Genomic DNA, 12,578 nt, shown 5'->3' on the forward strand with positions numbered 1-12,578 from the left:
GGCGACAAGCAGATGGTCGATCAGGTACTGATTCGCCTGCACGCGTTTTATCCACAGGCGCGTGGCTCGTTCACCGGTTATGAAATCCGTCGCTACAGCACCGACCCTTCAATGGGTGGCGCCTACCTGGCCTTCGGCCCGGGCCAGATCAGCAAGTTCTGGCGCTTGTGGGAGCGTCCGATTCAGCGCGTAGCCTTCGCTGGCGAACACACTGACACCTTGTATCCGGGCACGCTGGAAGGCGCATTGCGCACCGGTCAACGTGCGGCCAGCCAGGTCGAAGATCTGGCGGCAGGCAAGTCCTTCGAACCGGCGAAAGTTGTTCCGGCCGTTGCGGCGGCGGCAGGTGCCGGCGCGGTAGCCGCGAAGAAGGGCAACTTCTTCACGAACCTGTTCGGCGGCTCGGATGACGAGAAAAAACCGGAACCGGTCAAGGCACCAGAGCCCGCGGTAGCTCCAGCGCCGGCACCTGCTCCAGCACCGGTCGCTGCTCCGGCGCCGGTCGAAGCACCCAAGCCTGCGGCGCCGGTGAAAGCTGAACCTGCGAAGAAGGCACCGGCAAAAACTCCAGCCAAGCCAGCAGCCAAGACCGAAGCGAAAAAAGCCCCGGCCAAGGCCCCGGTGAAAAAGGCCGAACCGGCGAAGAAGCCAGCGGCCAAACCTGTGGCGACCACTGAGGCCAAGACTCAGTAATCTTCAGGTGAAAAAAAGCGCGGCCCAGAGGGTCGCGCTTTTTTTTGCCCGGAGAAAATCGCAGCTAGCCATTGAATAAACCTTTTGATACAGGTGTTCTCTGGTTTGTATTCACTTGTTTTAACAATTTGGACTTTAATCTTTTCTTAATTTGGCTGCTCCAGGCTCTTGATCGCATTTCTCGATATTTCATAGCGAAATTTTCGGCTTTAATTCGATAGATAAATCGATAGTCTTGGGCCAGCACTTACAGGATCTAGGCAATGCAGCTACGTAACTCTTCTTCCCGCTATGGCTGGGTCAGCATCTTTATGCACTGGGGCGTGGCGCTGGCGGTCTTCGCGCTGTTCGCGCTCGGGCTGTGGATGGTCGGGCTCGACTACTACAGCACCTGGCGCAAAGACGCGCCGGACCTGCACAAAAGCATCGGCCTGGTGTTGCTGGGTGTGATGGTGTTGCGGGTGCTGTGGCGTTTCATCAGTCCGCCACCGCCAACCTTGTCCAGCTACAGCCGCATGACGCGTCTCGGCGCCAAGTTCGGCCATGGCTTTCTGTATCTCAGTCTGTTCGCTGTGATGATTGCCGGTTACCTGATTTCCACCGCAGACGGTGTCGGTATCCCGGTGTTTGGCTTGTTTGAAGTGCCTGCATTGGTATCCGGACTGCCGGACCAGGCAGATACCGCTGGCGTGATTCATCTCTACCTGGCGTGGGTGCTGGTAATTTTTTCCGGCCTCCATGCGTTGGCAGCATTGAAGCACCACTTTATCGACCGTGATGTGACCCTCAAGCGAATGCTGGGTCGCAAAGCCTGAAGTTCAACCTCGACTCCAAAGGAAAACAAAGCATGTTGAAAAAGACTCTGGCCGCTCTGGCAATTGGTTCGGCCCTGTTGTCCGCCGGTAACGTAATGGCCGCTGACTACGTGGTCGACAAAGAAGGCCAGCACGCCTTCGTCGACTTCAAGATCAGCCACCTGGGCTACAGCTTCATCACCGGTACTTTCAAGGACATCGACGGCAAGTTCAGCTTCGACGCTGCCAAGCCTGAAGCCAGCAAGATCGAGTTCAACGTCAACACCGCCAGCGTGTTCACCAACCACGCTGAGCGTGACAAGCACATCGCCAGCAAAGATTTCCTGAACGGCAGCAAAGCCACGTTTGTTTCGACCAGCGTCAAACCGACCGGCAAAAACGCCGCAGGCAAGGATACTGCTGACGTGGCGGGCGACCTGACCATCCTCGGCGTAACCAAGCCAATCGTGGTCAAGGCCACTTTCCTGGGTGAAGGCAAGGATCCATGGGGCGGCTACCGTGCTGGCTTCGAGGGTACTTTCAGCATCAAGCGTTCCGATTTCGGCAAGCAGAAAGACCTGGGGGCAGGCTCCGATGCAGTTGATATGTACGTGAGCTTTGAAGGCGTCAAAGCGAAGTAATCTTTTCGCCTGACAAAAAAACGCCTCGCAGATCATTGGTCGGCGGGGCGTTTTTTTTGTCCGTGAAAAGGGTGAGAGCCGTCTCGACGGGGTGTGCTTTTGCGTGCTGTCGTACTCGGAATAGGCATTATTCCTACGCTGCGTCCTACAGACCGCATTAATTCCTGCTTAATACGTGGTTCTCAGTCTTTACCTCCATGTCGAGGAGCATTCGCTCTCGTTTTGTCGGGTAAGGAAGCAACTATGCTGAGAAAATCGATTTGTGGGTTGGCGGTCGGTGCCCTCATGTCTTTTATGGGGCAAGCGACGGCCGCTGACTATGTGATCGACAAGGAAGGGCAGCATGCCTTTATTGATTTCAAGGTCAGTCATCTGGGGTACAGCTTCATCACTGGCACTTTCAGGGACCTGGACGGCACATTCAGTTTCGACGCGCAAAACATTGAAGACAGCAAGCTTGAAGTGAATGTGCGTACGGCCAGTCTGTTCAGCAATCATGCCGAGCGTGACAAGCATTTGCTCGACAAGGAATACCTCAATGCCCGTCAGTATCCGGCAGCGAAGTTTGTGTCGACCGCTATCAAGGCAACCGGAAAGAACGCCGAGGGCAAGACAACGGCTGACGTGACAGGCGATCTGACCCTGAGCGGCGTCACCAGGCCGGTCGTGGTCAAAGGTGTGTTTTTAGGCGAGGGCGCTGATCCATGGGGTGGGTACCGGGCAGGCTTCGAGGGTCGCACGACCATCAAGCGTGAAGATTTTGGCCAGACAGGCAAGCTCGCGCCGGGTTCGAGCCTCGTAGATCTGTACATCACCTTTGAAGGGATTCGGAACAAATCGTAAGCAAAAAAAGAGCCCCGACTCTGGTAAGTCGGGGCTCTTTTTTTAGCTGGACATTGCTTGAGCAACGCTTGCTCTCGCAGTGTCCTCGGCCACAATCATTAACCCGGGTGAGCTTGTTGCTTATCTGTTACGGGTCAACAGCGCCGGCTTTTCACCGCGAGGACGGCTTGGCAGTTGATCCAGCTGCTCAGGTGTCGGGAAGCGGTCAGCCTTCGACTCCTTGTGCATGATCTTCGGCGCAGGACCGCGCGGGTTCTGTACGGCAGGTTCCGAACGCGGCTGGTCGTCACGGGCCGGCCGGCGGTTGCGCGAGTCTTCGCGACGGGCCTGGCCGTCACGCGGCGCACCGTTGCGTGGACCATTGCGCTTGGCTGGTGGTGTGCCGGTGCTGGCGCCATCGCTGTTGCGTGGACCGTTCTGGCGACCTTGTGGCTTGCCGCCACGGGGTGCGCCCGAGCCAGCAGCCGTGCCTTGTGCCGGAGCCCCCGGACGACGTCCACGACCCTGAGCTGGTTTTTGCTGAGGCACGTAGTCGACGCGGTTACCGAAGTTATCGATATCGTCGTCCAGAAACTCATCCGGAGCACGGTCGGCTGCCGGGCGTGGCGGCTGGCTTGGCTGACGCTGCTCGCGAGCCGGGGTGCCTTCGCGTGGCTTTTGCTGGCGCGCTGGACGCTCGCCACGTTCACCTGACGCCGGTTTTTCCTTGCCCTTGTCCTTGCCCTTGTCTTTACGACCGCCACCGCCACCACCGCCGTTCGGACCGTCGCCACGCGGGCCACGCGGATTGCGCGGGTTGCGCATGTCCGGACGCTCGCGTGCTTCAGGCTTCTCGGCTTCCACGGCGCTGGCGTCGAAGCCCATCAGGTCGCCGTCGGCGATTTTCTGCTTGGTCATGCGTTCGATGCTTTTCAGCAGCTTTTCTTCGTCCGGAGCGACCAGCGAGATCGCCTCGCCCGAACGACCGGCACGGCCGGTACGGCCGATACGGTGCACGTAATCTTCGTCGACGTTCGGCAGTTCGAAGTTGACCACGTGTGGCAACTGGTCGATGTCCAGGCCGCGAGCGGCGATGTCGGTGGCAACCAGGATGCGCACGGTGCCGGCCTTGAAGTCGGCCAAGGCTTTGGTGCGGGCGTTCTGGCTCTTGTTACCGTGGATCGCGACGGCGCTCAGGCCGTGTTTGTCCAGGTACTCGGCCAGACGGTTGGCGCCGTGCTTGGTGCGGGTGAAGACCAGTACCTGTTCCCAGGCTCCGGCGGTGATCAGGTGCGCCAGCAACGAACGCTTGTGGCTGGCCGGCAGACGGAATACGCGCTGCTCGATACGCTCGACCGTGGTGTTCGGCGGCGTGACTTCGATGCGTTCCGGGTTGTGCAGCAGCTTGCCGGCGAGGTCGGTGATGTCCTTGGAGAACGTCGCCGAGAACAACAGGTTCTGGCGTTTGGCTGGCAGACGGGCGAGGACTTTCTTCACGTCATGGACAAAGCCCATGTCGAGCATGCGGTCGGCTTCGTCCAGCACGAGGATTTCCACGTGGGACAGGTCGACGCTGCCTTGGCCGGCCAGGTCGAGCAAACGGCCAGGGCAGGCGACCAGTACGTCGACGCCGCGGGACATGGCCTGAACCTGTGGGTTCATGCCGACGCCGCCGAAGATGCAGGCGCTGACGAATTTCAGGTCACGGGCATAGACCTTGAAACTTTCATGCACTTGCGCCGCGAGTTCGCGGGTCGGGGTCAGGACCAGTACGCGCGGTTGGCGCGGGCCGTGACGCTGGGATTTGTCCGGGTGACCGTTGGGGAACAACCGCTCCAGGATCGGAAGGGCGAAACCGCCGGTTTTACCGGTACCTGTCTGTGCCGCAACCATAAGGTCGCGACCTTGCAACACGGCGGGAATGGCCCGCTGTTGCACCGGAGTAGGCTCGGTATAGCCCGCTGCCTCGATGGCGCGGACTAAAGCCTCGGAGAGACCGAGGGAAGCAAAGGACATGAGTAATCCTGTTCTAAGTTAGGGCTTGGCCCAATGGGAGTCTTGCCTGGCGCGAATAGCGTTTAGAGGAACGCAATCCCGTCCGGTCCTGCTTCGGTCACGAAGGTTCGTCTGGAGCGCTCGCGCGGGCTGAAAAGCTGCGCCGTAGCGGGGTCGAGATACCTTTACGATTCCGAGCGTCCGGGCGTGAGCCTGGCGGGAACGCCGGAGTATAACAGAGCAATCACTGCGCGCCGCTTTCCTGCTGCTCAACGGTTTTTGCGGTGGTGGCCGTGGCCCGTGCGGAATTCAAGGCGCTGGGCGGTGCCGCGCCATACCGGGCGCTCAATTCCGCGTAGGCGGGCTCACGCTTGAAGCGCTTGAGCTCGGCGCCAAAACGCTGCACCAAAAGGTCCATGCCGGCATTGCGACGCACCGCCAGAAACTGGCTTTGCTGGCTGATAATGGTCGGATTTTCGGTGATCTTGTCGCGGATGTTCAGTTCGTCGAGCAGATGCTGGCCGACGCGGCGGTCGGTGATCAACAGGTCGATCCGCCCGCGAACCAACTTGCCGAAATTCGCTTCATGACTGGGGGCCGGTTCGCGAGTGAACAGCGTCGACTCGCGGAAATCCGGGCTGTACAGGTAACCTGGTGAGGTGCCGATGGTCAGGCCGCGCAGCTCATCGAGGGTGCGGAAGGGGTGAGGTCGCTCGTTGGCGTAGAACATCACGAACTGCACTTGCGACAGCGGTTCGCTGGGATAGAGCAAGGTAGCATCGCGTTCATCGCTGTGGAAAATATCCAGCGCACCATCTGCCTGGCCCGTCTCGAGCATCGACAGGCAGCGCTTCCATGGCAGGAATTGCCATTCCACTTCGATGCCCAGACGCTTGAAGACAATGGCGGTGGTTTCGTAGTCCAGCCCAAGGGCCTCGCCATTTTCTTCGTAGACGTAAGGCGCCCATGGTTCGGTGACAATGCGCAGTTTCTCGCCCCGGGCGGCGAAGCTCAGGCAAGTGAAAAGCACAACGGTGAGCAACTGGGCAATGGCGGGCATGGTCTGAGGTTAGTACGCCTGCCGCCTAATGAGAAGCTCTGGCGTGCATGTTTAACGCCGTGTTGGATAGATTGGGCGCAACGTCACTATTTACTCGGCGAATTGAGCAGATGCTCGTGGATTGCAGCGCGCCGCTGCCCAAGAATCAGCTTGACCAGGCGATTGGTGAACCAATCTTCGAGCAAATGTCGACAAACCGGAGTGCCGAGGCGTTCCTGTTGGTTTTGCAGCGCCTTCTCCCACCAGACCGGCCCGCAGGCCTTGTCGAATTCATTAGGGTGTTCATAGCAGCCATAGAGGATTTCACGAATGAACTGCCGCAAATGTGCGGGCAGTGCCAGTGTGATGACTTTGTAAATCATCCGCTGCGATCGTGGAGGTCTTGGAAGCTGAGCCGATACGCGGCGGGTATCGTCGAGAGCGGCCTGACTGGTTGGCTGTGCGGCATGTTTGGCAACCCAGGCCTGAACCTTGGCCCTGAACAATTGCTTGCGGCTCCAGTAGTGATGAATCAGGTCGGGACACTTTTTGATGTCCAGTGTCCGATAGGCCGCCACTGAAAGGCAGAATTCCTCGAGGGTGTATGCGCCTTGTGCGAATGGAAACAGTTCGTCGATCAGCGCGATCGAGCGATCCAGCACCTGAGCATCCTGGCGGTGCAAGCCAATGACGCCGGAGTTGAGCAGCATCATCTGGTCGTCGGCCAGGCCTTTCTCCATGAGTCTGGATGACAGAGCGCTGTAGAGGACGTTTTCCTTGTTGTTGCCGTAGTGCGTGTAGTAGTCGTTACATAGCAGGGTGCCGGGTTGCACGCGCTCGAACAACTTGAGCGGCGAGCAGTGGAAGAACGTGTCGGTGTCGATCAGCAGCGCAGTTTCGGCCTCTTCGAGCACCGTACGCAACACCACATGCTTGACGCGGAAGTGATAGCCGTGTGGCTCGCTCCAGCGTTTGCGTGTCTCTGCGTCGAGGTGACGAACGCGCACCGGCAGGTGTTCGTAAGGTTGCGGGTTGTCACTGAAGACCTGGATGTCGAGCGCCACTTCCGGTGTTTCACGCAACCAGCTCAGGGCACTGGAGATACTGAACACGGCTTCCTGGTGGTAAGTCTCGGAACCGAAAACCAGATAGACGAGTTGTGGGCGTGAAGTCGAGGGCGCGGTCATCATTGAACTGCAGGTTTCCGTGGTTCTTTTGAAAGTAGAAGGCCCTCCGTAGAGGGCCTGTGTACGCGCATGGGACCTGTCAGCGAGGCAGCTTCAGGTTGTTCCACACAGCCAGGCTGGCTTCTGCCTGGTTCAGGGTATAGAAATGCAGGCCCGGTGCGCCACCTTGTAACAGGCGCTCACACATTTCGGTAATGACCTGCTCGCCGAAGCGCTGAATGCTTGGCGTGTCGTCACCGTAGGCTTCCAGTTGCTTGCGGATCCAGCGCGGGATTTCCGCCCCGCAGGCATCGGAGAAACGCGCCAGTTTGCTGTAGTTGGTGATCGGCATGATTCCCGGGACGATCGGGATGTTCACGCCCAACGCCCGCACACGCTCGACAAAATAGAAGTAGCTGTCGGCGTTGAAGAAGTATTGGGTGATCGCACTGTTGGCGCCAGCGTTGGCCTTGCGCACGAAGTTAGCGATATCGTCCTCGAAATTGCGCGCTTGCGGATGCATTTCCGGGTAAGCCGCGACTTCGATGTGGAAATGGTCGCCGGTCTCTTCACGAATGAAATCAACCAGGTCGTTGGCGTGACGCATTTCGCCGCTGGCCATACCCATGCCGGAAGGCAGGTCACCGCGCAGGGCAACGATACGCTTGATGCCGGCCGCCTTGTACTGGCTCAGCAGGCCGCGCAGGTCGGCCTTGCTGTCGCCGACGCAAGACAGGTGCGGAGCGGCAGGTACCTTGACTTCGCTTTCCAGCTGCAAAACGGTGTTCAGCGTGCGATCACGGGTCGAACCACCGGCGCCGTAGGTGCAGGAGAAAAAGTCGGGATTGTAAGTGGCCAGCTGGCGAGCAGTGGCGAGCAGCTTTTCATGCCCAGCATCGGTCTTCGTCGGGAAGAATTCGAAGCTGTAGCGACGGTCTTGGGACATGGTCATATCCTTGGAAGCGTATAAGCCTTGCAGGACGCTACGTTCTCTGTAGGAGCGAAGCTTGCTCGCGAAGCAGGCGCCGCGGCGTTTCAGAAACCCCGGGGTGAAGCGTTCGCGAGCAAGCTTCGCTCCTACAGAGCGCGCGTGTTTCCTGCATGAGTCCGCTCCCCTTGAGGAAGCGGACAGCAGGAACCAATCAGTAGCGGTAAGCGTGCGGCTTGAACGGACCTTCAACGGTCACGCCGATGTAGTCGGCCTGGGTCTTGGTCAGTTGAGTCACGACGCCGCCGAAGCCACGGACCATTTCCAGGGCCACTTCTTCGTCGAGTTTCTTCGGCAGTACTTCAACGGTCAGGCGCTCGGCTTTCTGGGCTGGCGACAGGTCGGCGTACTTCTGGCCGAACAGGAAGATCTGCGCCAGAACCTGGTTGGCGAACGAACCGTCCATGATGCGGCTTGGGTGACCGGTAGCGTTGCCCAGGTTAACCAGACGGCCTTCAGCCAGCAGGATCAGGTAGTCATCGTTCTGCGGGTCGAAATCGCCGGCGCCGGTACGGTGAATTTTGTGAACCTGTGGCTTCACTTCTTCCCATGCCCAGTTCTTGCGCATGAAAGCGGTGTCGATTTCATTGTCGAAGTGGCCGATGTTGCAGACGACAGCGCGCTTCTTCAGGGCTTTGAGCATGTTCGAATCGCAAACATTGACGTTGCCGGTGGTGGTCACGATCAGGTCGATCTTGCCCAACAGCGCTTTGTCGATGCTGGCTTCGGTGCCGTTGTTGATACCGTCGATGAACGGCGATACCACCTCGAAACCGTCCATGCAGGCTTGCATGGCGCAGATCGGGTCGACTTCGGAGACCTTGACGATCATGCCTTCCTGGCGCAGGGACTGAGCGGAGCCTTTGCCCACGTCACCGTAGCCGATGACCAGCGCTTGCTTGCCGGACAGCAGGTGGTCGGTGCCACGCTTGATCGCATCGTTCAGGCTGTGACGGCAGCCGTACTTGTTGTCGTTCTTGCTCTTGGTGACCGAGTCGTTGACGTTGATGGCCGGGATCTTCAGCTCGCCCTTGGCCAGCATGTCCAGCAGACGGTGCACGCCGGTGGTGGTTTCTTCGGTCACGCCGTGGACGCGATCCAGCACCTGCGGGTATTTCTTGTGCAGCAGTTCGGTCAGGTCGCCGCCGTCGTCGAGGATCATGTTGGCATCCCATGGCGCGCCATCTTTGAGGATGGTTTGCTCCAGGCACCACTCGTACTCTTCTTCAGTTTCACCCTTCCAGGCGAAGACCGGGATGCCGGCAGCGGCGATGGCGGCGGCAGCCTGGTCCTGGGTGGAGAAAATGTTGCAGGACGACCAGCGTACTTCGGCACCCAGGGCAACCAGGGTTTCGATCAGCACGGCAGTCTGGATGGTCATGTGGATGCAGCCGAGGATCTTCGCGCCCTTGAGCGGTTGCTCGGCAGAATACTTGTTGCGCAGACCCATCAGTGCCGGCATTTCCGATTCGGCGATGATGGTTTCACGACGGCCCCAGGCAGCCAGGGACATGTCGGCGACTTTGTAATCGTTAAAATCTGCAGGCGTGATAACAGCGCTCATGAAGAGCCTCCATTCGTAATGTATGCGAATGGGCGCCGTTGTGCGTTTAGTGTCCGGCGCAGGCCGGTCAACGCCCCATCCGAGCCTGACAGGTCGAACCTGCTGCAGCGCCCCTCGGACAGGTGGCGGGAAAACGGTAGCAAGTGAAGATTACCGTTTTGAAACGGGGGCGATTATAGCGGGCTATGCTGATCTTCCAAAGCGTTTCTGTTGGTCAATGTCCGAACGGTAATCGAAGCCATAGGCGATGCCTGATAGAGCTCCAGGTCGGGCTCTGCCATGATGATGGGCATCATTCGGCAAGACGCTCGGGAGTGAATATGAATTTCCACACACGCAAATGGGTTAAACCCGAAGACCTCAACCCCAACGGCACGTTGTTCGGGGGCAGTCTTCTGCGCTGGATCGACGAAGAGGCGGCCATTTACGCCATCGTCCAGTTGGGCAACCAGCGCGTGGTCACCAAATATATTTCAGAAATCAACTTCGTCAGTGCCTCGCGCCAGGGCGACATTATCGAGCTGGGCATCACGGCGACCGAATTCGGCCGCACCTCGATCACCCTGACCTGCGAAGTGCGCAACAAGATCACCCGCAAAAGCATTCTGACGGTCGAGAAGATGGTCTTCGTCAACCTGGGTGAGGACGGCTTGCCCGCGCCCCATGGCCGGACCGAGATCAAGTACGTCAAGGATCAGTTCAAGGATGACGCCAGCGTCGAATAACGGCGGGCCAGCAGAACGGAACCTGAACCACGCGGGTCGTAACAACATCGCACCCCTGCGGTTCAGGAGCCCCATGGACACTAAAAAAGACGGCAAGACCCCCGACCTCTCGCCAAAAGAGCAGCACGAGGTCGAAAAAAACCAGCCGCCACGTGCGGCGGTTCTTCACGAAATCATCCGCACCCAGGGCGATCAGGAACTCGAGCGCAGCGTGGCCGCGCTATGGTGGTCGGCGCTGGCCGCAGGCCTGACCATGGGCCTGTCGCTCATGGCCATGGGCTTGCTCAATTCACGCCTGCCAGATGGCGAAGGGTTCAAGGTGATCGCCAGTTTCGGCTACTGTGCCGGGTTCCTGGCGGTCATTCTCGCCCGTCAGCAACTGTTCACCGAAAACACCCTGACCGCCGTGCTACCGATCATGAGCAAGCCCACGCTGGGCAACTTCGGTCGATTGCTGCGGTTATGGGGGGTGGTGCTGGTGGGCAATCTCTGCGGCACCTTGCTGGTGGCGTACGTCATGCTGGAACTGCCGATCTTCGACAGCAAAACCGATGTGGCCTTCCTCGACATCGGCCGCAAGATCATGGAAAACGACCCCAGCAAGATGTTCGCCAAAGGCATTGTTTCCGGATGGATGATCGCCACCATGGTCTGGATGATTCCGTCCATGGAGAGCGCCAAGATGTGGATCATCATCCTCATCACCTATCTCATGGCCTTGGGAGATTTCACTCACATCGTGGTGGGTTCGCTGGAGGTTTCTTACCTGGTATTTGCCGGCGAATTGCCGTGGAGTGATTTCTGGCTGGTGTTTGCCGGACCGACACTGGCGGGGAACATCGTCGGTGGCAGTTTTATCTTCGCCTTGATCAGCCATGCGCAAATTCGCAGTGAAAGCGGAGCGCCCAAGGAGCCTGCGGATCGAAAACAGACCTCGGATCCGCAGGACGTCAAGAAGTGATCAGCCGGGAACGTTGACTGTGGCGGTATGGCGTCGTTGCAGGTAGATGAAAAACAGCGCGGTCAGCACGGTCAAGCCGCTCACCAGTGCGCCGGTCCAGGGCAGGTCTGCCAGATCGGCTCCGCTGGCGACGACCAGTCCGCCAATCCAGGCACCCGCCGCATTGCCGAGATTGAACGCACTTTGGTTTAGCGTCGAGCCAAGGTTGGGCGCTTCATGGGCTTGATCGATGATCAGCAGTTGCAGGATCGGGCACAGGGCAAAGGCAAAGATTCCCCACAGCACCAGCGTGATCGCTGCCGGGACGACCGAATGGCTGGTCTGGCTGAAGGCGGCCAGTACCAGCACCACAGCCAATGCCATGCCGACCAGCGAAGGCAGCAAGCGACTGTCGGCCAAGCGTCCGCCGAGCATGCTGCCCACAGTCAGACCCACACCGAACAGCAGCAACATGATCGTCACGCCATGGGGGCTGACGCCAGTGATGTCTTGCAGGATCGGCGCGATGTAGGTGAACACGCTGAACAGGCTGGTCGAGGCCAAGACGCTCATGCCCAGGGCCAACAGCACGTTGGGCTTGCCCAGCACCTTGAACTCACTGGCAAGGTTGGCTTTGTCCATTGCGATGTTTTTCGGCAGCCACAACCATTGGGCAAGGGCGGCAATGACACCGATGACCGACACCGCCCAGAACGTCGAGCGCCATCCGGCATATTGTCCGAGTGCGGTGCCTAACGGCACGCCCAGCACGTTGGCCAGGGTCAGGCCGGTGAACATCATGGCAATCGCCTGGGCGCGCTTGTTCGGTGCGACCAGTCCGGCGGCTACAACCGAGCCGATGCCGAAGAACGCTCCGTGGCACAGCGCCGTTACCACCCGAGCGGCCATCAGCGTGGCGTAATTCGGTGCCAGGGCGCACAGCATGTTGCCGAGGATGAACATCAGTGTCATGCCCAGCAGCGTGGCCTTGCGGGGCATGTTGGCGGTGCCGATTGCGAGGATTGGCGCACCGAACACCACGCCCAAGGCATAACCGGTGATCAGCAATCCGGCGTGGGGAATGCTCACGGCAAGGTCGCGGGCGACATCGGGCAGCAGGCCCATGATGACGAATTCGGTGGTGCCGATGCCGAATGCGGCAACAGCGAGGGCAAGCAAAGCGAGTGGCATGCGCAAGGTCTCTGTCGGTA

12 protein-coding genes and 1 riboswitch are annotated in these 12,578 nt (G+C 59.2%); of the genes, 6 read left to right on the forward strand and 6 right to left on the reverse strand.

The window, feature by feature from the left end:
- The 4 genes from D8V06_RS05160 to D8V06_RS05175 all read left to right on the forward strand — a co-directional run.
- A partial coding sequence (locus D8V06_RS05160; RefSeq protein ID WP_177434377.1) for an FAD-dependent oxidoreductase occupies positions 1–693 on the forward strand: 693 nt, incomplete at its 5' end.
- Positions 694–956: 263 nt separating this feature from the next.
- The gene (locus D8V06_RS05165; RefSeq protein ID WP_056853945.1) at positions 957–1,508 is read left to right on the forward strand and encodes a cytochrome b; all 552 of its coding nucleotides are present in this window, start codon (positions 957–959) and stop codon (positions 1,506–1,508) included.
- 32 nt (positions 1,509–1,540) lie between these two features.
- The gene (locus tag D8V06_RS05170) at positions 1,541–2,128 is read left to right on the forward strand and encodes a YceI family protein (protein WP_056853944.1); all 588 of its coding nucleotides are present in this window, start codon (positions 1,541–1,543) and stop codon (positions 2,126–2,128) included.
- A gap of 243 nt (positions 2,129–2,371) precedes the next feature.
- Positions 2,372–2,971, forward strand: a complete 600-nt coding sequence (locus tag D8V06_RS05175) for a YceI family protein (protein WP_130906075.1) — start codon at positions 2,372–2,374, stop codon at positions 2,969–2,971.
- A gap of 120 nt (positions 2,972–3,091) precedes the next feature.
- On the opposite strand, the gene D8V06_RS05180 is transcribed toward D8V06_RS05175, so the two are convergent.
- The 5 genes from D8V06_RS05180 to ahcY form a co-directional block, all read right to left on the reverse strand.
- Positions 3,092–4,966: a DEAD/DEAH box helicase gene (locus tag D8V06_RS05180; protein WP_130906024.1), complete on the reverse strand. Its 1,875-nt coding sequence runs from the start codon at positions 4,964–4,966 to the stop codon at positions 3,092–3,094.
- 223 nt (positions 4,967–5,189) lie between these two features.
- Positions 5,190–6,005, reverse strand: coding sequence for a transporter substrate-binding domain-containing protein (locus tag D8V06_RS05185; protein WP_056853941.1), 816 nt, complete (start codon positions 6,003–6,005; stop codon positions 5,190–5,192).
- 86 nt (positions 6,006–6,091) lie between these two features.
- Entirely contained in the window at positions 6,092–7,174 is a 1,083-nt protein-coding gene (locus D8V06_RS05190) for a hypothetical protein (RefSeq protein WP_130906023.1), read from the reverse strand.
- A 76-nt stretch (positions 7,175–7,250) separates the two neighbouring features.
- Entirely contained in the window at positions 7,251–8,096 is an 846-nt protein-coding gene (gene metF, locus D8V06_RS05195; RefSeq protein WP_056853939.1) for a methylenetetrahydrofolate reductase [NAD(P)H], read from the reverse strand.
- A 196-nt stretch (positions 8,097–8,292) separates the two neighbouring features.
- Positions 8,293–9,702 (reverse strand): adenosylhomocysteinase, encoded by a 1,410-nt coding sequence (gene ahcY, locus D8V06_RS05200; RefSeq protein ID WP_056853938.1) that lies wholly within the window; start codon positions 9,700–9,702, stop codon positions 8,293–8,295.
- 23 nt (positions 9,703–9,725) lie between these two features.
- Positions 9,726–9,824, reverse strand: a riboswitch (S-adenosyl-L-homocysteine riboswitch).
- A gap of 198 nt (positions 9,825–10,022) precedes the next feature.
- On the opposite strand from ahcY, the gene D8V06_RS05205 reads away from it, so the two are divergent.
- Both D8V06_RS05205 and D8V06_RS05210 read left to right on the forward strand, forming a co-directional pair.
- Positions 10,023–10,427 carry a hotdog domain-containing protein gene (locus tag D8V06_RS05205; protein WP_056853937.1) on the forward strand — a complete coding sequence of 135 codons (405 nt, stop codon included), beginning with the start codon at positions 10,023–10,025 and terminating at the stop codon, positions 10,425–10,427.
- Between the two features lie 73 nt (positions 10,428–10,500).
- A complete protein-coding gene (locus tag D8V06_RS05210) occupies positions 10,501–11,388 on the forward strand; it encodes a formate/nitrite transporter family protein (RefSeq protein WP_056853936.1) in 888 nt (295 codons plus the stop codon).
- Here the strand turns inward: D8V06_RS05210 and D8V06_RS05215 are convergent, their stop codons facing one another.
- Positions 11,389–12,558: an MFS transporter gene (locus tag D8V06_RS05215; RefSeq protein ID WP_056853935.1), complete on the reverse strand. Its 1,170-nt coding sequence runs from the start codon at positions 12,556–12,558 to the stop codon at positions 11,389–11,391. It lies immediately after the preceding gene.
- Positions 12,559–12,578 lie beyond the last annotated feature (20 nt).

This window comes from Pseudomonas sp. Sample_24, from assembly GCF_004307605.1.
Taxonomy (GTDB): domain Bacteria; phylum Pseudomonadota; class Gammaproteobacteria; order Pseudomonadales; family Pseudomonadaceae; genus Aquipseudomonas.